Here is a 20,053-nt window from a genome sequence, read left to right on the forward strand (position 1 = left end):
CTTTTGGGCGATTCCGCCCCAACGCCGCGCGATCGACCGCGCCTTCCTGCGCGAGAAACACGCAGACCGGCCGTGTCGTCGCGCCCTCCCGCGCGACGCCGATGACGACGCAATTCGTCACATCGGCGATAAACGACTCTTCGCCCGACTGAAACACCGAGCACACGTAACGGCGGCCCGAAGCGCCCCGCCACGACATGAACCGATTGCGCAGCGAATCCGCTTCGGCGAGCGATTGAAGCGCCTCGCCGCGCGCCGCGGTTTCGCCGAAGCTCCGGCGAGAAATGCAGAAAGACGGGTAACGGGGCTGATACATGACACGGTCCGCCACATGAAGCCAAACACGGAACATGACTAGAACGAAACATGCACACAGTCAAGAAGCGCGCGCCCGTCCGCATCATTTGGGTTCCTGGCAAAGGAAGGGACGGGCGCGCACGCGCCGCTACTCGCCAACGGCGCAAGACGGTTGCCCGTCTCGCGCACTGTTTTGGATGGCGATGATCTCGAAAGATGTGCGCCAACGCGCATGACGAACGCTGTTACCTCTTAGTGAGGTGGGCGCCGTCTCGAATGGTCGCAAGAGCTGCGTCAGAGCGCCGCAGCTCCTCGCGAACGCGCTATCCGTTCGCGCCGCCGCCCGCGGTGCGCAGCCAGGCCGCGCCGCAGGCCTTCGCGAGTTCGCGCACGCGCAAGATATAGCTCTGACGCTCGGTCACCGAGATCACGCCGCGCGCGTCCAAGAGATTGAAGGCGTGGCTCGCCTTGATGCATTGGTCATAGGCCGGCAGCGCCATCAGATGCATCTCGTCGCCCGAGCCCGCGCCGAAATACAAAAGCCGCTCGCATTCCGATTCGGCGTCCTTGAAATCTTCGAAAAGTTTTCCCGTGTCGGCGGCTTCAAAATTGTGGCGCGAATATTCCTGCTCGGCCTGCAGGAAGACGTCGGCGTAGGTGACTTTCTCGTCGCCGTCGCGGCCGTTGAAATTCAGCTCCATGATGCTGTCGACGCCCTGCAGATAGCAGGCGAGACGCTCCAGCCCATAGGTGAGTTCGCCGGCGACCGGCGCGCATTCGAACCCCGCGACCTGCTGGAAATAGGTGAATTGCGAGACCTCCATGCCGTCGCACCAGCATTCCCAGCCAAGGCCCCAGGCGCCGAGCGTCGGGCTTTCCCAATCGTCCTCGACGAAGCGGATGTCGTGGAGCTTGGGGTCGACGCCAATCGCGGAAAGCGAGGCGAGATAGAGCTCCTGCAGATCGGGCGGCGACGGTTTGAGGATCACCTGGAACTGATAGTAGTGCTGCAGCCGGTTGGGGTTTTCGCCATAGCGCCCGTCCTTGGGGCGCCGGCAGGGCTGCGCATAGGCGGCGCGCCATGGCTTCGGGCCGAGCGCGCGCAAAGTCGTCGCCGGGTGAAAGGTGCCCGCCCCCATCTCCATGTCATAGGGCTGCAGGATGACGCAGCCCTGCGCCGCCCAGAAATTCTGCAAAGTGAGAATGAGCCCCTGGAAGGAGCGGATGGGGGAGAGATGGGGGAGTTCGGGGAGCATGGCGGGTCCTGCGAGAATTGCGCGCAAGCTATTGGCGGGGCCAACGCAGGTCAACGGCATGCTTCGCCGACGGCGGGTCGGGTGAATATCCTCGTTGCGCCAAGAGCCGATACCCATCGAGATCCATCAACACACAAAAGGTCATCGCATAGCTGTGACACCGGCTTTCGGACCCGGGTCGCGGCGGTTCATGAGTACGTCGAGGCCGTCATTTCTGCGCTTTTGTGAATCGGGTAATCGACGAGAATTTCATGGGCGTTCTTTTTGATAAGGATGCTCAACTGGTCCAACGGTAGATCGTTTGTGTCAATACCGAACGGATTCTCGATCTCTTCTGCTAACGTCTCAAGGCTTGCAAGAACATAAAACATGAAACTCGTGACCAAAATTGTCCAATAACCAAACTCTGGCGCAAAAACGAATGGCATGCTGATAATGTAAAAGAAGACAAACTTCTTTATGAAAACATGATAGGAAAAGGGTATTGGCGTTTTTTTAATGCGCTCACATGCCCCGCATATATCTGAAAGCGCCGTCAGGTCGCCATTCAGCGTCAAAAACTGAACTTCGCTAATCAATCCCTGTCGATTAAGATTTGCGACGTCCATGAATAGCTGTTCTGCAGCGAGGCTCGGCGCATGGTCCACCGGGTACGGAAGGTCACTTGCTTGACCTCGAAGATGGTCTTTGAGGACGTCAGCAAAATTCGCTATATCGAAAGCGATCGTCGCTCTCACTCGATCTTGTGCGTCCAAATACGAATGACACTTTAGTGCGATATTTCGAGATGTGTTGACGAGAGAACCCCAAAGCCGCCGACCCTCCCACCATCGATCATAAGCGGTGTTGGTTCTGAACACGAGCAAAAGCGAGATAACGAACCCAAAGAGGTTATGAACTGTCGCTGTATATTTCAGATACCCCGGCATTATTCCGGAGTTGCAGTACACTACCAGTAACGTAAACAGCGCGACGATGAATATGTTTGGTAAGAGAGTCCTTAGAGTGTCTCCCTCGTGAAACTGGAAGATAAGCTTCCACCACGCTTTTGTGTCGTACCTCAGCATGCTGCTCTCGTTTAGCCTTTCGCCGCCTAATCGCTTCCGCGTTGTGATCGTTTGGGTTGCTGGCCAAGGACGCGCCCAAATAAACGGCCCATCGATAATGAAAATCGAACGTCGCTTCTGGCGCCCGAGTTTGCGCGGTAGCGAACACTTTTAGCACGGGTTTCAACCGTCGGACCGCAGCCGGGAAGATCGCGTGTCACCCGGTTAGTGAAGGGCTGCTTTATAAAGCCCCGTTGAGGCCGCTTAGCGCCGCGTAGCGACGACGCGCGGGCGATCGACTCGACGGGGATCGCCTGCTCATAAAAGGCGTCGACATTTTTTCGGCTCGCCGCGTCGGACGCGCCCGACTTCAACTCAGTGTCGATGGCGCCCGGAATAGGCGCGATACGCCATAAGCGGACATGCGCAGCGAAACTACCGACGCTTCCTCTTTGGCGTTGCGCTCGGTTGTTTGACCTTATCGCTCATATCAACGATAGGCTGCTCGCTCTTGGTGCTGAGCATTTTGATGGTCTTCGCGTCGAGATCGAACCGCTTCAGGTCAATCATGCGGATCGTCTGGTCATCATAGGACTTGTAGTAATAGCGGAGGCTTTGGGGATCACGGGCGGTCGTCAGCATGGTGTAGTCGGTGTGGATCACGCCGTCGCTTTCCTCCCGCGCCACTCCAACTGGAATGTCGAAGTTGTTGAGGATGTGGAAGACCTGCTCGATGCCTTGTGAAGCCGTGTCGGAGGGAATGGCGGTCGCGCTGAACACCGCCGCCCGAACGAAGCGGGAGGGCGGGCTGAAGTCGCCAGGCAAGCCGAGCATGCCGCTTCCCTGGCCGAGCTGCCTGAATGTCTGGCCATCGATCTTGATCGGCGGCACGTTGCGGGGATTGAGCGCGATGTAGTTCCGCAAGTTGGTCATGTGCCAATCGAAGGTCGGGGAGTTCGACATCGCGCCGAGCGGATTGTCGCTGATCACGAGCTTGCCGCCCACGGGCTCGATGACAATGCTGGCCCCCGTCTTGTCATAGACGATGTAGTGGAATGGCGGCGTTTCCGGTCCCCAGCCTTCGAGGACGGTCGGCGTCACGACGACCTCGCCCTTCTCAAGCGCTTGCCGCACCTCGACGACCGACGCGAATTGCGTCAACAGCCAGTTGGGAAAGTCGCCCGGCGACAAGCCCTTGTTCTGATTCGCCGACGTGACGGGCGTATACTCGGCAAACGTCGGGAAATAGAAGGCTCCCACCGCCAGCCCGGCTTCATTCAGACCGTCCAGCAGTTTCACATCGGTGAAGGCGATCGCGCCAACGGCTGCATACTTGGCCGCGTATTTCAGGCCGTCGCCCATCGGGGTCTGTCCGACGAACTGGTATCCGCGCGGAATGACGGCGACCGAGGTGTCAATGGTCATCCCGAACTCGACGGTGCGCCCATGCACCACCGATCCGTCCTTAGGCTTCAGCATGATGCCCGTGCACGCAAGGCTCGGCGGGGCGACGAATGCGAAGGCAACGGCGGCAATCAAAGAAATATGAACTGTCTTGCTCAACCGCATCGTAAACTCCTGAGGGTCCATCAACTTGTTGCAACAATTCGGACAAACTTGGCGCAACCGCGACCTCGGATCAAGGTCGTCCGACTGCGCTTCCAGGTGGCAGCCAAAGTTTAGCGGAGCTCTGGAAAGCTCCCCTCAAAATTCCTGCACGGTCGGGCGAATCACGATCTGGTTCACATCGACATCCGCCGGCTGTTCGATCGCGTAGCGAATCGCGCGGGCGATCGACTCGGCGGGGATCGCCTGCTGATAAAAGGCGTCGACATATTTCCGGCTCGCCGCGTCCGACGTTCCCGTCTTCAGCTCGGTGTCGACCGCGCCCGGCATGATCGTCGTCGTGCGGATCTTGCCGCCGACCTCTTGGCGCAGCCCTTCCGAAATCGCCGCGACCGCGAATTTCGTCCCGCTGTAGACCGTGCCGCCGGGGCTGAACACTTTCAGGCCGGCGACCGAGGAAATATTGATGAAATGGCCTGAGCCCTGTTTCTCGAAGATTGGCAGCGCGGCGGCGACGCCATAGAGCAGGCCCTTGATGTTGATGTCGATCATCCGGTCCCATTCGTCGGTGCGGCGCTCGGACATCGGCGCGATCGCCATCAGCCCGGCGTTGTTGACGAGAACGTCGAGCCGGCCGAAGGCCTGAACCGCGGCGCCGACGAATGCGTCGACATCGGCCTTTTTCGTCACGTCCAGGGCGCTGGCGATCGCCTTCTGACCCGCCGCGGCGAGTTCCTTGGCGATCGCTTCCAGCCGCTCGACGCGGCGCGCGCCCAGAACCACCCTGGCGCCGCGCGCGGCGAGATCGCGCGCCGCCGCTTCGCCAATGCCACTCGACGCGCCGGTGATGGCGACGACCTTGCCTTCGATTGCGCTGTTCATCGTGAGACCTCCCTGCCCTCTTAAAACGGTTTGGACCGGCGAAGGTTTCGCCGCCGGACTCAACCAAATCGCGCGTGCGGCGCGGCGCCAAATTCGGCGGCGAGGCGGCGGCAAACTTGACGCGCCATGGCGGGACGCCGCACGAAATCCGGCATTTTCAAAGATTTAACCATTCGACTTTACCCTAAACGCCGACAAGAATTCGCCCCAAAGCAGCCAAAGCAAGGCCGTTTAGTTCTGGTGTGAATATGTGCGGGCGTTCCGCGCAGTTCTGGCTATCGCCGAACTTTGACGCGATCTCGCGTAAATGTCGGCGAAGATCAGAAGCCTGCGATGGAAGATCAGTTCGGAGGTAGGGGCGGATGATGCAAGGAATCGGTGCGCCAATCGACTTCATTTCTTTGGATCGGCGTATTTATTCTCGCAAAAGCTCATCTCATCTGGTGATCGCCGGCGTTGCGCTCGCCATGAGCCTGTCGGCGGGATATTGGGCGCTGTCGCAGCGATCCGCCCGCGACTCTGAGACCGCCGCAGCGCCTGTCGCTGCGACCGTCGCGCAAAACCCCTACGGCGCCATCGTCGGCCTCGGCGGACGGCCCCAGACGCTGGCCCTTGCCGAAACCACCATGCGCGGCGCGCTCGACGCCGCCGTGCAGCCCGCCGCGCAGACGCCGGCCGCCGCCGTCCCCGAGCGCCTGGACGCGGACGGGATGCAGGTCGCCTCGGCCGAGGACGCGCCGCTGCCGCCCCGCCGTCCAACGGAGCTCGCCGTCGCGAATCGCGGCCTTTACGAAGGCTCGCTGCGCCGCATGGCGCGCACCACCGTCGTGCCGGCCTCGCCGTCGGACGACCGTTCAATCTTCGAGAAATTCTTCGGGCTCGGCGACGCCGCGCAGGACGCGCGCCAGCAGCAGCGGCCGCGCGGACAGGCGCTCGCCTATGCGGCTACGGAGAGCGGCACGCTCTCCGATTTGAAATCGGGCATTCTCGGCGGCGCGGCGGGCGCCGCGGTCGGGCCTGCGTCGCGCTACGACCGCCAAACCGCCGTCTACGACATCTCGGCGCATACGGTCTATCTGCCCGACGGCACCAGGCTCGAGGCGCATTCCGGCCTGCGCGAACATATCGACGATCCGCGCTACGTCCATCTGCGCATGCGCGGCGCGACGCCGCCCCACGTTTACGATCTGTCGCCGCGTGAGGCGCTGTTCCATGGCGTCGAGGCGCTGCGGCTCACGCCGGTCGGCGGCCAGGGCGCGATCTTCGGCCGCGCCGGACTTCTCGCCCACACCTATATGCTCGGGCCGAGAGGCGATTCGAACGGCTGCGTGTCCTTCCGCGACTATCACGCCTTCCTGCGCGCCTACAAAAACGGCCAGATTCGCCGGCTTGCCGTCGTCGCGCATCTCTAAGCGTTTATTCTCACGCGTAAAATGAAGAAGCGGCCCGCTGAAGGCCGCTTTTTTTTTGAGTTCCGCGCCTCAATTGCTCAGTTTGGAATTATGACAAGTTTCTTGTCGCGCCTGCAAAGTTAAATTAGCGTGCGCCCATAGAGGGCTTTGCATGGCGATTTCGATCTATCTCATCAATCCTAGCGGCGATTTTCCAACCTATTTCGGAGGCGAGGCGCTGGCGGCGTCGGGCGCGCCGGGCGGCGTGATGATGGCGGACCTCGCGACCGCGACGGTGGCGGCGCTGGCCCCCAGCGACTTCGCATTCGAACTCTGCGAAGAGCAGGTCGAACCGGTGAATTTCGACCATTCCGCAGACTGGATCGCGCTCACCGGCAAGGTCAGTCAGCGCAACCGCATGATCGCCATCGCCGACGAGTTTCGCCGCCGCGGCAAGAAGGTCATCATCGGCGGACCTTATGCGAGCCTCTCTCCCGCTCGGCTGCGCGATCACTGCGACGTGCTCGTGAGCGGCGAGACCGAGGAAATCGCCAGCGAACTGTTCTCCGATCTTCGCGCCGGCAAACCGAAGGACAGCTATGTCGGCGACAAGCCGTCGCTCGATCTGTCGCCGCGGCCGCGCTGGGACCTCTATCGCAATGATCGCGCGATTCTCGGCGCCGTGCAGACCTCGCGCGGCTGTCCGTTCGAATGCGAATTCTGCGACGTGATCCAATATCTCGGGCGCAAGCAGCGTCACAAGCCGATCGCCAATGTCCTCGCCGAGCTCGACGCGCTTTGGAACGCCGGCTATCGCACGGCCTTCCTCGCCGACGACAATTTCACCGCCTATCGCGCGCACTGCAAGGAACTGCTCGCGGCGATCGCGCATTGGCGCCGCGATCGTCCGATGGAGTTCGTCACGCAGATCTCCATCGACGCGACGCGCGACGAGGAGCTGCTCGACATGTGCGCCGCAGCGGGGCTGACGCAGGTCTTCGTCGGCATCGAGACGCCCAATGTCGAAAGCCTGCGCGAAACCGGCAAGCGGCAGAATCTCAAGATCAGCCTCGTCGACGAGATCCAGAAACTGATCGACAAGGGCATGTCGGTGATGGGCGGCATGATCGTCGGCTTCGATCATGACGGCCCCGGCGTCTTCGCCCAGCAGTACGATTTCGCCATGGCGACGCCGATCCCGATCTTCAGCCTCGGCGCGCTGATGGCCTCGGAAGCGACGCCGCTCTTCGACCGCATCGCCCGCGAAGGCCGGCTGATCACCGGCGGCGTCGAGACCCAGGCCGTGCCGTGGAGCTCCAACATTCAGTGCCAGACAATGAGCATGGAGGAACTGCATTACGGCATGCAGAATCTCTGCAATGCGCTCTATGCGCCGACGGCCTTCGGCGAGCGCATGCTGAACATGATCAGCACTTTCGGCCGCACGCGCAGAGGTCCGGCGCCGCAGCCTTTTGATCCCAAATCGCTGCGCGAGGTCGAGCGGCAGGCCATGCAGGTCGGCATGGACGTGCGCAAGATGGGCGAAGCGGAAGGACGCATGTGGAACAAGGTCTGGGGCGCGGCGGTGCGCAAGCCCGAGACCATCACCATCGCCGCGCGCATCATGTTTCAATATGCGCAGGCGCGGCACATGTTCGACAAGGGCAATTACTGGGAGCCGCAGCTCTCCAGCCCGCCGGTCGCGCCGCAGCGCGCGGCATAGAGCTGTTTGAGAGCACAAGCGCTCTCGTCGAGCGCGAACGCGCGTCTCGAAGGATGAGGGTGATGACTGCAGCGCAGTCACCTTCGATAACGCCGTCAGACGCCGATCCCCTTCAAAATTGACAGCGGCGCTTTCGAGCCTTTGACCCCGCGCAGAAGAATGCGCGTCGCCGGCGCATCCGTTCGCGTGTGAATGGGCTCGATCGACACGCCCCCCAGCCTCCCCTGGACCGCCGCGAGACATTCGGCGAGCGCGTCGGCGCGATGAATCATCACGAACGCGCCGCCGGGGGCGAGCAGCGCGAGACATGCGCGAGTCCAGTCGGCAAGCGGCGCGCTGGCGACATGGGCGCGCGCCTTGGCGGCGTCCGGCGTCACGCGCACCTTGCCGGCTTCGTGAAACGGCGGATTGGTGAGAACGAGCGCGGCGTTCTCGTCGACGAGTCCGGCCGCCCGGCGCGATGTCGCCGAAAGAACGTCGGCCTGGTAAACCTTCACGCGTTCATCGAGGGCGTTCGCGGCGACATTCTCGCGCGCCAGCGCGCAGGAGTCGCGATCGATGTCCACGAGGCGGACGCTTGCGGCCGGCGCGCGCAGCGCCGCCATCAGGCCGACGGCGCCCGCGCCGGCGCCGACGTCCAGGATGAGGCCCTGCTGATCCTGCGGCGCTGCAGCGGCGAGCAGCACGGCGTCCGTGCCCGCGCGGTGCCCGGCGGCGCTTTGCCGCAGGCGCAGGCGTCCCTCGAGAAAGCCGTCAAATTCTGCGCCGTTCCTGGTCATTGCATCGGGAGAGATAGCACGGGAAACGTCGCGCGCGCGCCTCGCCCGTGTGGGGAGGCGGCCCGCGCCTGGACTCACTGCGAAAAGCGCAGAAACAGGACCCTTCTACGCGGCGAACCTGATCTTTTCCCCACGTCGGGTCGCTCCCCCTCCAACGGGCGCGACGACTCCGACGCGCTGGGCGGCCTTCGCGCAACGCCCGGCGCGGACAGGACGGAACGCGAACGTCCCCGCCGACTTGCCGCCTCCATCTCAAAGCCGTAAGTTCGCGCCGACAAAGCGCAAGGCTGTAGGGGGGTCCGTGGGTATCGTCATTCCGCTCGATGAGAAAAAGGACGCAGGCATCGACAGCCTGCTGGAGCTCATCAAGCCCGACCTCGAGCGAACCAATCAGCTGATCATTCAGCGCATGGGCTCCGACGTCACCACGATTCCCGAAGTCGCCAATCATCTCATCTCCGCCGGCGGCAAGCGTTTGCGGCCGATGCTCGTTCTCGCGACCGCCGGCATGTGCGGCTACAAGGGCGACGGGCATTTGAAGTTCGCCGCGGGCATTGAATTCATGCACACGGCGACCCTGCTCCACGACGACGTCGTCGATGAGAGCGACATGCGCCGGGGCAAGATCGCCGCGCGCATGCTGTGGGGCAATCAGACCTGCGTGCTCGTCGGCGACTTCCTGCTCGGCCACGCCTTCAAGATGATGGTCGAGCCCGGCGTCATCGCGCCGCTGACCGTCGTCTCGCAGGCCGCGGCGGTGATCGCCGAGGGCGAGATCATGCAGCTCAACGCCGCGAAAGACACCACCACGACGGAAGACGCCTATATGGGCGTGATCCGCCGCAAGACGGCGGAGCTGTTCGCCGCCGCTGCGGAAGTCGGCGTGATGCTCGGCGGCAAGCCGAAGGCCGATGAAGCCGCCGCGCGCAGCTACGGCATGAATCTCGGCGTCGCCTTCCAGCTCATCGACGACGCGCTCGATTACGGCGGCTCGTCGGCCAAGCTCGGCAAGAATGTCGGCGACGACTTCCGCGAGGGCAAGATCACGCTTCCGGTGGTGCTCGCCTTCCGTCGCGGCAATGAGAAAGAACGCGAATTCTGGCGGCGCACGCTGGAGAAAGGCGAGATCAAAGACGGCGACGTCGAGACCGCCTGCGGACTAATGAAGAAGCACAAGGCGCTCGACGACACGATCGAGCGCGCGACGCATTACGGCGCGATCGCCCGCGATGCGATGGAGATCTTCCCCGCTTCGCCATGGAAGAGCGCGCTGCTCGAAGTCGTCGACTTCTGCATCGATCGCGTTTACTGACGCGCGGCCGGCCGCATGAAGCGGCCGGCGGATTGCGTCATCCCTTCAGACACTCCGCCTTGAAGTGTTTGCGCTCCTTGCCGTGAAGCCCTTTGGCGTCGGCTTGCGCGCGGCAGTCCTTTTGTCGTTCCGCATGGGTCTTGCTGACGGGAGCAGCGTTCGCGGGCTGCGCGGCGGCGGGCGCTTCGGCGCTCGGCGCGGGCGCCTCCGCAGGCGCGGCGGTTTTCGGCGCGATCTCCTCGGGCGGCGCCCAAGTCGTCGGCGCGTTTCCGCCGGGCGTTGAGGTCTTCGGCTCCGCGACCGCGGCGCCAGTGAAAACGCCGGCGCAAAGGATGGCGGCGGCAATGCACTTCATGCTCGTAAACATCTACGCTTCTTCTGTTTCGGAGGCGCGCCGCGACGCCGCATGTTGATCGCTCGCGGCGCGTCAGCGCCGCGCGCGAAATGCGCGTCCGCTGTCGGCCACGCCTCGAATTTATGCGATCGACGACAATTTGTCTTTGACGCAGCGCAGCAGCGCCTAGCGCCGCCACCAGAGATAGATCGCGACGCCGGCGATAAAGACCGCGTAGGCGATCTTCAAGGCGAGCCGACGCGGCGCGGACGTCCGGCGCACGGAAACATCATTGACGCGAGCGGCGTTTCGCTCGCCGACGGAAACGGGACTGAGCGCAGCATGGGAGTAACGCATGAATCGCTCCTCATCCAAGAGCTGACAGGTTCATTGCAGCAAGGTTAAGGCGCGATTGATTGACAAATTGCTTCCATTTTCGACCCGCCCGATAGTTCTCTGTGCTGCGCTGCAAGCAGTGCTAAAATCGTCCAAAGGCAATCGGCGGAGGACGACATGGCGGGCGAGACTGCGACGAAAACGTCAGATTGGCGGATTGATTTCGCGGGCGCGCAGCCGCCCGTCGCAACGCCGCGCCACACCCGCAGAGTCATTCACGGTCGCGTGCTGGACGATCCTTACGAATGGCTCGCCGCCAAAAACTGGCGCGAGGTTCTGCGCGACCCCGAGACGCTCCCCGACGACATCGCCGCGCTGGTCAAGGCTGAAAACACGCACTGCGACCGCGTCATGGCGCCGCTCGCGACTCTGCGCGAGACGCTCGTCGCCGAAATGCGCGGGCGCATCAAGGAGGACGACAGCGACGTTCCCGACCCTGACGGCCCCTTCTCCTACTATGAGCGCTACCATCCAGGCGCCGAACACCCACGCTATTGCCGGACGCCGCGGGAAGGCGGCGCCGAAACTATTCTCCTCGACGGCGACGCCCTCGCCAAAGGCCACGACTTCTTCGATATCGGCAACGCCGCGCATGCGCCGGATCACGCGCAGCTTGCCTGGAGCGTCGATGATGCAGGCTCGGAGCTGTACGAAATCCGCACGCGCGCGCTGAGCGATGGCGTCGATCGCGCCGACGTCGTGGGCGACGCCGACGGCTCGATCGTCTGGCGCGCCGATTCGAAAGCCTATTACTATGTGCTGATCGACGAGAACCATCGCACGTCGCAGGTCTTCCGGCATGACGTCGGGACCGATCCCGTTGACGATACGCTGGTCATCGAGGAATTGGACGGCGCCTGGTTCATCGGCCTGCACGAAAGCCGCTGCAGGCGCTTTGCGATTGTGACCATTCATGGCCATGACGCGACGGAATGCTGGCTGATCGACCTGCGGACGGCAAATCCGGCGCCGCGCATCGTTACACCGCGCGAGCCGCGCCTGCGCTACGACGTCGAACCGCTCGGCGATCTCCTCCATATCCGCAACAACGCCGACGGCGCCGACGATTTCCGCATCTCCGTGGCGCCGCTCGCGGCGCCCGGCCGCGAGAACTGGAAGGAGGTCGTTCATCACCGCCATGGCGCGATGATCGACTCCTTCACGGTCTATGCGCGCCATCTTGTCTGGCTGCTTCGCGAAAATTCGCTGCCAAAGATCGTCATTCGCGCGCTGTCGAGCGGCGACGAGCATGCGATCGATTTCGAAGAAGAGGCCTATGCGCTGTCGATCGATCCGGGCTTTGAGTTCGACACCGACATCCTGCGCTTTGTCTATTCGTCGATGACGACGCCTGACGAGACCTATGATTACGACATGAATGCGCGCACGCGCGTGTTGCGCAAGCGCCAGGATATTCCGTCGGGTCACGATCCGAAGAATTACGTGACGCGGCGCCTCTTTGCGACCGCCGGCGACGGCGAAATCGTGCCGATCACGCTGTTGCACCGCGCCGACTTCACGCCCGGCGGCGACGGCGCGCCGCTGCTGCTCTACGGCTATGGCGCCTATGGCTATGCGCTCTCAGCAGGATTCAACGAAGACGCCCTGTCGCTTGTCGACCGCGGTTTCGTCTACGCCCGCGCGCACATCCGCGGCGGGACGGAGAAGGGCTGGCGCTGGTACGAAGACGGCAAGCTTGCAAAAAAGCGAAACAGCTTCACGGACTTCATCGACTGCGCACGCCATCTCATCTCGACCGGCTATACGAAGGAGGGCGGCGTCGTCGCGCAGGGAGGATCGGCGGGCGGATTGCTGATGGGCGCCGTCGTCAACGAGGCGCCCGAGCTTTTCGCCGGAATCATCGCGAGCGTGCCTTTCGTCGACACGCTGAACACGATGCTGCGCGACGATCTCCCGCTGACGCCGCCGGAATGGCTGGAATGGGGCAATCCCGTCGCCAGCGTCGACGCCTATGACCGGCTCGCGTCCTATTCGCCATACGACAATGTGCGCGCGCAATATTATCCGCCGATTCTCGCGATCGCCGGAGTCGCTGATCCTCGCGTCACCTATTGGGAGCCGCTCAAATGGGTCGCGAAGCTTCGCGCGGCGATGAGCGGCGGCGGACCTGTGCTGCTGTTCACCCATATGGGCGCGGGCCACGCCGGCGCCTCGGGCCGATTTGAAGCGCTTGAAGACACCGCGCTGGAATACGCCTTCGCGCTCGCCTGCGCCGCGCGCGTCTTCAAAGACGCGAATCATGTCGCTTGAACCGCCGAAGCGGACCGCTGCACTCCCCGTGAACCGGGAAGTGCAGCGAAAAAATTACTTGGTGGGATGCACCCACTCAGAATCCGGGGGGATGGCGGGCTTGCTCTCGGCGGCCGGAGCGGCGCTCGTTTCAGCAGGCGCGGCAGGCGCCGCCGCCTGAGGCGCCGCGCTCGCCGCAGCGGGCGCTTCGCCCGGTTCTTCGGCGCGGACCGGCGCGGCGAAAATTGCGCCCGCAGCGATTGCGGCAGTCAACAGCAGTATTTTCTTCATTTGGCGATTCCCCCTTTTTGGATGGGCCCGAGTCGCGGGGCTGCGCTCATTTCTGGCCGGGGCGGATTATAGTCCGCGAGTGCGTCGACTCAAGGAATAACGCCAAGCTTTGGCGCGCGTCGATGTCGAAAGCGATCGACGGCTCTCGCAACAATGACTTGTCAGCCATGCGCGGCGCCGCCGATCGATTCATCGCGCGTATTTTTCTAGCGCTTTTTGCCCCTGATTTCCTCCGGCGCAACCCATTCCTGCCCGCTCTGCGTTCCCTTCTTGCCTTCGACTCCAGGCGCGCCCGCCGACGTCCCGCTCGGGCCCGGCGCATTGTCCTGTTCACCAGTCGCTTTCGGATTGTCCTTCTGCACTGCGCCCGACGGCTCAACCGGTCCGCCTGTCGCAGGACCCGAGGTCACGCCCTGCTCCTGCGGCGGCGTCCATTGCTGCGGCTGCTGCGTCGATTGCTGCTCAGTCTGTTGCTGCGGCTCTTGCTGTGTCTGCGGCTGTTGCTCCTGCGACTGCTCCTCGGCCAACGCCGTGGGCGCCAAGAAGGCGAGAGCGAGACTTCCGATGACAGCAATTTTTCTCTTCATGTCCTACTCCTGGGACTGGTGGGAACGATAAGCGCCTGTTGGTAAATGGAGGAGCGATGAAATCTAGCAATGGAAAACGCGCAATCGGATGAAGCGCGACGTGTAGCGCTCGCCTTCGCTTTGCCGTATTCAGCTTGCGCTCACGCTTGGAGGAAAATGATGGCCGTCGACAGCAAGCACGCCGAAACGATTGCGCTCCACGCCGGCTGGCGTGCGGATGAGACGAACGGCGCCGTCGCCGTTCCGATTTATCAGACGACCTCCTATCAGTTTCACGACACCGAGCATGCGGCCAATCTTTTCGCGCTCAAGGAGCTCGGCCACATCTATACGCGCATCGGCAATCCGACGACGAGCGTGTTGGAGGCGCGACTCGCGGCGCTCGAAGGCGGCGCGGCGGCTCTGGCGCTCGCTTCCGGACAGGCCGCGTCGGCGCTATCGCTTCAGACGCTTGCGCGCGTCGGCGACAATGTCGTCTCGTCGACCGACCTTTACGGCGGCACCTGGGATCTCTTCGCCAATACGCTGAAGGAACAGGGACTCGACGTGCGCTTCGTCGATCCGGCCGATCCCGAGAATTTCCGCCGCGCCACCGACGAGCGCACCCGCGCCTATTATGCGGAAACGCTGCCCAATCCTAAGCTTACCGTGTTTCCGATCGAGGAGGTCGCCGCGATCGGCCGCGAACTCGGCGTGCCGCTGATCATGGACAACACGGCGGCGCCGATTCTCTGCCGGCCGCTCGATCACGGCGCGGCGATCGTCGTTTATTCGACGACGAAATATCTCGGCGGCCACGGCACGTCGATCGGCGGCGCGATCATCGACGGCGGCAATTTCGACTGGGAGAAATTTCCGCTGCGTCAGCCGGCGCTCAATACGCCGGATCCGAGCTATCACGGCGCCGTCTGGGTCGAGGCGGTCAAGCCCATCGGACCCGTCGCCTACATCATCCGGGCGCGCGCCGCGCTGTTGCGCGATCTCGGCCCGGCGCCCTCGCCGTTCAACGCTTTTCTGACGTTGCAGGGGATCGAGACAGTGACGCTGCGCATCGAGCGGCATGTGCAGAACGCGCAGAAGGTCGCCGATTTTCTGAGCAAACGCAGCGAAGTGACGCGAGTCATTCATCCGTCGCAACAGACGGGCGAGATGCGACGGCGCGCCGACGCATATCTGAAAGGGGGCTATGGCGCGCTCATCGGCTTCGAACTAAAAGGCGGACTTGAGGCCGGCCGCCGCTTCATCGACGCGCTGGAGATGTTCTATCACGTCGCCAATATCGGCGACGCGCGCAGCCTCGCCATTCATCCGGCGACGACGACGCATTCGCAGCTCGCCGAGGACGCCCAATTGGCGTCCGGCGTCACGCCCGGTTATGTGCGCCTTTCGATCGGCCTCGAGCACATCGACGACATCATCGCCGATCTGGAGAAGGGGCTGAAAGCCGCCGGCGGCTAGGGACTGACGAGCGCCCGACTTACGGTTTCGTCGCAAGCCGCTCCACCATCGCGCGAATGGCCGTGATCTGCGGCCCATTCCTGGTGTGGTGCTCGGCGCTGTCGTAGCCCCACCAGTCCCAGCAGGCGTTGGGATTCCACACGAAGTTCAACGTATAGAACGGCCAGCCCCAGCCCCAGCGGCTGATGGTTTGCGGATACGCCACGATGATATGATTCGTATCCGCCCAGCGATTGTAGCCGGCGTGCTTGTAGAAGGGGTCGCCGATTTCCGCCGCCTGCTGTTTGCAGCCATGCAGCGCGACATGCACGCGGCAGGGCTCCAGCGCGCAGACATGCGGAATATAGGCGTAGCCGACATCGCTGAGACTGTGATTATAGGCGCTGCCGTCCGGCAGAAATTCCTTCTGGTCGAATTCGACATATTTCCCCGCCGGCTGCGCGCTCGGCGGATTGAGCGGACCATAGATCTGTTCGAACAAGGCTTTTGCGGCGTCGAAGTCGCAATCGACGATGAATGGCGCCTTGGTGGCGGCGCAGTTCTTGTCGCCGTAATCCTCCGTCACCATGGCGTGGCCTGCGCCGATGTCGTTTCGATAGACGATATGATCGCTTGGCGCATAGAAGGCGTAATAGTCGCGCGTCGCATCCATGACGACGGGAAAAACCGTTTCATCCTTGCGGCCGGAAAACAGCCAGACGCGCGCATCGTTCAGATTGGCGACGTCGTCGATGGCCCCCGAGCGCGCAAGCGAATCGGTGATGTCCTTGAGATGCGCGGGGTCGGGGACCGGATGCGCGGCGTCCGGCGTCATGCAATTGTTGATCGCGCGGTTCGAACTCTGCTCGGCGCAGTCATACGGCACGCCGGCGACGATTCCGGCGCCTTTCACGACGCCGGAATGCGCGACATGAAATTGCACGGCCATAGCGGCGCCGGAAGAAAGCCCCGACACGGAGGTCTCGGACAGATTCGCGCCATAGGCCGGGAGGCGTTCGGCGGCGCATGCAACATCGTTCGCAATCGAAATGATCCCAGCCGCCATAAATATCCGGGCTGCGCGCAAAAGATTGAACATGAACCTTCTCCTTGAAAAAACCGGCGCGAATTTCCGCCAGCGCAGAATCCGCAAGCAGGTCAAAAGATCGGCGGTCCCTTCGCCGTCAGCGGATTGCCCGCGACGACCAGCACGACCCTGCCTGCAATCCGCGAGATCGCTTGATGCAATTCGCCTGCCGAATCCCGAAAGGCGCGCGCCAGCGCATTGTCCGGCACAATCGACAGACCGACCTCGGACGAGACGGCGACCGTCGGCGCCGCACGACGCGACAACGCATGGATGAGCGCGGCGCGATCGCACGAAAGATCGGCGTCAGCGAGCAGCCGGTTGCTCAGCCATAATGTGAGGCAATCGATGAGCAGCGGCCGATCGCTCGGCGCTGCGCCAATCGCGTCGACGAGCGTTTGCGGCGCTTCGATCGTGCGCCAGCTCTCCCCGCGCCTTGCGCGATGCGCGTCGACGCGCGCGCGCATTTCGTCGTCCAGAATATCCGCGGTCGCAATATACGTCCAAGGCGCCGGATGGGCGGCGATGAGACGTTCCGCATAGGCGCTTTTGCCCGAGCGCGCGCCGCCGAGAACGAGAGTCAGATACGGATTCTCGCTCATGTCCGAACTCGCTGGAACGGCGCGCGGGCGAGCAGAGCGCCCTCGCGGTCGAATATGATGATCTCCAACTCGCTCTCCGCCGTGTCGAGCGCCCGCGCCGCGGTGCGCCATGCGGCGCGCGCGATCGGCGCCGCGAGATCCACGCCCGCGCTCTGCGCGATCTGCAAAGCTTCGAGCGCGCTATTGGCGTCGGCGATGCCCATCGCGATTTCTTCGCCCGCGCCGACGTCACGCGCGGTTTGCGCCAACTGCGCAAAATCGACGCTCGAGCGTCCCGAATGCAGATCGAGCCGTCCTTGCGCCAGCTTGGTCATTTTCGCGAAGCCGCCGCCGATCGTCACGCGCGCGACCGGATGCGCGCGAAGATATTTCAAGAGCCCGCCGACGAAATCGCCCATTTCGATGAGCGCCGTCTCCGGCAAATCATAAAGACGCTGCACCGCAGCCTCAGATGTGGAGCCTGTCGCGCCGGCGACATGCGTCAGCCCGCTGGCGCGCGCCACGTCGACGCCGCGATGGATGCTGTCGATCCAGGCGGCGCAGGAGAAGGGCGTGACGATTCCCGTCGTGCCGAGAATGGACAGTCCGCCGACGATTCCCAAACGGCCGTTGAGCGTATGTTTGGCGAGCTCCGCGCCGCCAGGAATCGAAATCTCGATGTCCGCGTCGGCGCCGATTCCCAACTTCGCGCTCGCCTCGCCGATGGCCTGCGCCATCATCTTTCGCGGCGTGGGATTGATCGCCGGCTCGCCTGGCGGCAGCGGCAGGCCCGGGCGGGTCACCGTGCCGACGCCCTCGCCCGCAAAAAAGCGCAGGCCGGCGCCGGGAGCGCCGCGCCGCACGCAGGCCCGCACAAGAGCGCCGTGGGTGACGTCGGGGTCGTCGCCCGCGTCCTTGACGACGCCGGCGCGGGCGAAATCCTCGCCGCGCTCGAATGTCGCCAACGCAAAGGCGACGCGCTTTCCCGATGGCAACGCGATCTCGACTGGATCGGGCGGCGGCGCGCCCGTCATCAACGCCTCGAAGGCGGCGCGCGCCGCCGCGGTGGCGCAGGCGCCGGTCGTCCAGCCGCGGCGCAAAGGACGCCCACTTCCCGCATCGCTCATGCGCCCTCTTTACCGCGAAGCGCACGGGCGCGACACCGGCGCGCCGATTGGCTAAAAGATGCGACGATTTCCAGATTTGAGGAGCACGCGTCCATGTTGCGCAGACTTTCGTCCTTTCTCGGCCTGATCGCGCTTGCCGCTGCGGATTCGAGCGGCGCCCAGGCGTTCGTGCTCGCCAGCCCCGATATCGGCGAGGCCAAGACCATCGACATGAAGCATGTCTATGACTCCTTCGGCTGCACCGGCGAGAATGTCTCGCCCGAGCTCAATTGGAGCGACCCGCCGCCCGGCACCAAGAGCTTCGCCGTCGCTGTCCACGATCCCGACGCGCCGACCGGCGGCGCCGGCTTCTGGCACTGGCTCGTCGTCGACATTCCCGCCGACGCTCGCGGCTTGAAGCGCGGCGCCGGCGACGCTTCCGGGAAAAACCTGCCGGCGGGCGCGCATCAGCTCGAGACCGACTTCGGCGACAAGGCCTATGGCGGCCCCTGTCCGCCGCCGGGCAAGCCGCACCGCTATATTTTCACCGTCTATGCGCTCAAGGTCGACAAGCTCGGCGACGCCGCCCACGGCCGCACCGCCATCGCCGGCTTCACCATCAACCAGAATGCGCTCGCCAAGGCGTCGATCACCGCCCTCTTCGGACGGTGAATTTCGGGCTGGCGCTCCTGGCGCTCGCCATCGAGGCGGGCGTCGGCTACCCGGATGCGCTCTTCCGTAAGATCGGCCATCCGGCGACGTGGATGGGCGCGGCGATCGACGCGCTCGATCGAGGCCTGAACCGTGAGAGCGATTCCTTCTCCCGTCGACGCCTGAACGGCGCCATAGCGCTCGCGGCGCTTCTCCTGGCGACGGTCGGGATCGGCGCGCTTGTCGCGCGGCTCGCGCTCGCGCTGCCGCTCGGATGGATCGCGCTCGCCATCGTCGCATCCAGCCTGCTCGCGCAGCGCAGTCTTCACGATCATGTCGCGGAGGTCGCCGACGCGCTGGCGATCTCCCTCGAAGACGGCAGGGCGGCGGTGGCGAAAATCGTCGGCCGCGACGTGACGGCGCTCGACGAGGCCGGCGTCGCGCGCGCGGCGATCGAAAGCCTCGCCGAGAATTTCTCCGATGGCGTGGTCGCCCCGGCGCTCTGGCTCGCCGTCTTCGGCCTTCCCGGAGCGCTCGCCTATAAGGCGGTGAACACCGCCGACAGCATGATCGGCCACAAGACGGCGCGCCACCGCGCCTTCGGTTGGGCCGCCGCGCGCTGCGACGATCTGATGAATGTCCTCCCCGCGCGCGCCGCGGCGATCCTGTTGGCGATTGGCGCCCTCACGCTCAAGGGGGCCTCCCCCTCGGGGGCGCTGGCGGCCGCCCGGCGCGATGCGGCGCGTCACGTCTCCCCCAACGCCGGCTGGCCCGAAGCCGCGATCGCGGGCGGGCTCGGGCTCAAGCTCGGCGGCCCGCGCGCCTATGGCGGCAAGACGGTGGACGCCGCCGTTCTCGGCGATGGGCGGCGCGACGCAAACGCCCAGGATATCGACCGAGCGCTCGCATTATACCGACGATCTACCGTCATGCTCTGGTTTACGCTTGCAATCGGCGCCTTGGCTGCGAGAATATGACTGAATTGCGAATTCTCAGACGGATAGCGCGTGAGATCCACTCGTCAGACTCCGAAAATTGCCCATCTTGAAGATATTGCATTCTTGATTTTGCAGTGCAGCAT

The 20,053-nt window shown here is 63.7% G+C and carries 20 protein-coding genes; 7 read left to right on the forward strand and 13 right to left on the reverse strand.

Going from position 1 to position 20,053, the window contains the following annotated elements; translation table 11 throughout:
- The 5 genes from AB7F41_RS13435 to AB7F41_RS13455 all read right to left on the reverse strand — a co-directional run.
- Positions 1 to 316: hypothetical protein (locus AB7F41_RS13435; RefSeq protein ID WP_428406616.1), on the reverse strand; the 316-nt coding region annotated here is incomplete at its 3' end.
- A gap of 304 nt (positions 317 to 620) precedes the next feature.
- A complete protein-coding gene (locus AB7F41_RS13440; RefSeq protein ID WP_428379982.1) occupies positions 621 to 1,553 on the reverse strand; it encodes a glycine--tRNA ligase subunit alpha in 933 nt (310 codons plus the stop codon).
- 188 nt (positions 1,554 to 1,741) lie between these two features.
- On the reverse strand, positions 1,742 to 2,620 hold the full coding sequence (locus tag AB7F41_RS13445) for a bestrophin family protein (RefSeq protein WP_428379983.1): 879 nt from the start codon (positions 2,618 to 2,620) through the stop codon (positions 1,742 to 1,744).
- Positions 2,621 to 3,034: 414 nt separating this feature from the next.
- Positions 3,035 to 4,168, reverse strand: a complete 1,134-nt coding sequence (locus tag AB7F41_RS13450; protein WP_428379984.1) for a linear amide C-N hydrolase — start codon at positions 4,166 to 4,168, stop codon at positions 3,035 to 3,037.
- Positions 4,169 to 4,303: 135 nt separating this feature from the next.
- Positions 4,304 to 5,047 carry an SDR family oxidoreductase gene (locus AB7F41_RS13455; protein ID WP_428406617.1) on the reverse strand — a complete coding sequence of 248 codons (744 nt, stop codon included), beginning with the start codon at positions 5,045 to 5,047 and terminating at the stop codon, positions 4,304 to 4,306.
- Between the two features lie 362 nt (positions 5,048 to 5,409).
- Between AB7F41_RS13455 and AB7F41_RS13460 the strand changes: the two genes are divergently transcribed.
- Both AB7F41_RS13460 and AB7F41_RS13465 read left to right on the forward strand, forming a co-directional pair.
- Positions 5,410 to 6,459 carry a DUF2778 domain-containing protein gene (locus AB7F41_RS13460; RefSeq protein WP_428379986.1) on the forward strand — a complete coding sequence of 350 codons (1,050 nt, stop codon included), beginning with the start codon at positions 5,410 to 5,412 and terminating at the stop codon, positions 6,457 to 6,459.
- Positions 6,460 to 6,610: 151 nt separating this feature from the next.
- Positions 6,611 to 8,161: a radical SAM protein gene (locus AB7F41_RS13465; protein ID WP_428379987.1), complete on the forward strand. Its 1,551-nt coding sequence runs from the start codon at positions 6,611 to 6,613 to the stop codon at positions 8,159 to 8,161.
- Between the two features lie 95 nt (positions 8,162 to 8,256).
- Here AB7F41_RS13465 and AB7F41_RS13470 read toward each other — a convergent pair whose 3' ends face one another.
- Positions 8,257 to 8,940, reverse strand: coding sequence for a tRNA1(Val) (adenine(37)-N6)-methyltransferase (locus AB7F41_RS13470; protein WP_428379988.1), 684 nt, complete (start codon positions 8,938 to 8,940; stop codon positions 8,257 to 8,259).
- Between the two features lie 301 nt (positions 8,941 to 9,241).
- Between AB7F41_RS13470 and AB7F41_RS13475 the strand changes: the two genes are divergently transcribed.
- Positions 9,242 to 10,252 (forward strand): polyprenyl synthetase family protein, encoded by a 1,011-nt coding sequence (locus AB7F41_RS13475; protein ID WP_428379989.1) that lies wholly within the window; start codon positions 9,242 to 9,244, stop codon positions 10,250 to 10,252.
- Positions 10,253 to 10,289: 37 nt separating this feature from the next.
- Here AB7F41_RS13475 and AB7F41_RS13480 read toward each other — a convergent pair whose 3' ends face one another.
- Together AB7F41_RS13480 and AB7F41_RS13485 are read right to left on the reverse strand one after the other, a co-directional pair.
- Entirely contained in the window at positions 10,290 to 10,619 is a 330-nt protein-coding gene (locus tag AB7F41_RS13480; RefSeq protein ID WP_428406618.1) for a PsiF family protein, read from the reverse strand.
- A gap of 153 nt (positions 10,620 to 10,772) precedes the next feature.
- Positions 10,773 to 10,943: a hypothetical protein gene (locus AB7F41_RS13485; protein ID WP_428379991.1), complete on the reverse strand. Its 171-nt coding sequence runs from the start codon at positions 10,941 to 10,943 to the stop codon at positions 10,773 to 10,775.
- 156 nt (positions 10,944 to 11,099) lie between these two features.
- Between AB7F41_RS13485 and AB7F41_RS13490 the strand changes: the two genes are divergently transcribed.
- A complete protein-coding gene (locus AB7F41_RS13490; RefSeq protein ID WP_428379992.1) occupies positions 11,100 to 13,253 on the forward strand; it encodes a S9 family peptidase in 2,154 nt (717 codons plus the stop codon).
- Positions 13,254 to 13,307: 54 nt separating this feature from the next.
- On the opposite strand, the gene AB7F41_RS13495 is transcribed toward AB7F41_RS13490, so the two are convergent.
- Positions 13,308 to 13,523 (reverse strand): hypothetical protein, encoded by a 216-nt coding sequence (locus AB7F41_RS13495; protein ID WP_428379994.1) that lies wholly within the window; start codon positions 13,521 to 13,523, stop codon positions 13,308 to 13,310.
- A 206-nt stretch (positions 13,524 to 13,729) separates the two neighbouring features.
- On the reverse strand, positions 13,730 to 14,110 hold the full coding sequence (locus tag AB7F41_RS13500) for a hypothetical protein (protein WP_428379996.1): 381 nt from the start codon (positions 14,108 to 14,110) through the stop codon (positions 13,730 to 13,732).
- Between the two features lie 159 nt (positions 14,111 to 14,269).
- Here AB7F41_RS13500 and AB7F41_RS13505 point away from each other — a divergent pair, with 159 nt between their 5' ends.
- Entirely contained in the window at positions 14,270 to 15,568 is a 1,299-nt protein-coding gene (locus AB7F41_RS13505; RefSeq protein WP_428379998.1) for an O-acetylhomoserine aminocarboxypropyltransferase/cysteine synthase family protein, read from the forward strand.
- Between the two features lie 19 nt (positions 15,569 to 15,587).
- Here AB7F41_RS13505 and AB7F41_RS13510 read toward each other — a convergent pair whose 3' ends face one another.
- The 3 genes from AB7F41_RS13510 to AB7F41_RS13520 are packed head-to-tail and all read right to left on the reverse strand — an operon-like array spanning position 15,588 to position 18,342.
- Positions 15,588 to 16,646, reverse strand: a complete 1,059-nt coding sequence (locus tag AB7F41_RS13510) for an extracellular catalytic domain type 2 short-chain-length polyhydroxyalkanoate depolymerase (RefSeq protein WP_428380000.1) — start codon at positions 16,644 to 16,646, stop codon at positions 15,588 to 15,590.
- Between the two features lie 59 nt (positions 16,647 to 16,705).
- The gene (gene cobU / locus AB7F41_RS13515; protein ID WP_428380002.1) at positions 16,706 to 17,236 is read right to left on the reverse strand and encodes a bifunctional adenosylcobinamide kinase/adenosylcobinamide-phosphate guanylyltransferase; all 531 of its coding nucleotides are present in this window, start codon (positions 17,234 to 17,236) and stop codon (positions 16,706 to 16,708) included.
- Positions 17,233 to 18,342, reverse strand: a complete 1,110-nt coding sequence (locus tag AB7F41_RS13520; RefSeq protein ID WP_428380004.1) for a cobalt-precorrin-5B (C(1))-methyltransferase — start codon at positions 18,340 to 18,342, stop codon at positions 17,233 to 17,235. The genes cobU and AB7F41_RS13520 overlap by 4 nt, the downstream gene beginning before the upstream one ends.
- A gap of 93 nt (positions 18,343 to 18,435) precedes the next feature.
- Here AB7F41_RS13520 and AB7F41_RS13525 point away from each other — a divergent pair, with 93 nt between their 5' ends.
- Positions 18,436 to 18,993, forward strand: coding sequence for a YbhB/YbcL family Raf kinase inhibitor-like protein (locus AB7F41_RS13525; protein WP_428380006.1), 558 nt, complete (start codon positions 18,436 to 18,438; stop codon positions 18,991 to 18,993).
- Positions 18,990 to 19,949 carry an adenosylcobinamide-phosphate synthase CbiB gene (cbiB, locus tag AB7F41_RS13530; protein WP_428380008.1) on the forward strand — a complete coding sequence of 320 codons (960 nt, stop codon included), beginning with the start codon at positions 18,990 to 18,992 and terminating at the stop codon, positions 19,947 to 19,949. The genes AB7F41_RS13525 and cbiB overlap by 4 nt, the downstream gene beginning before the upstream one ends.
- Positions 19,950 to 20,053: the final 104 nt, after the last annotated feature.

Origin of the sequence: Methylocystis sp. (assembly GCF_050251305.1) — a bacterium.
GTDB lineage: Bacteria > Pseudomonadota > Alphaproteobacteria > Rhizobiales > Beijerinckiaceae > Methylocystis.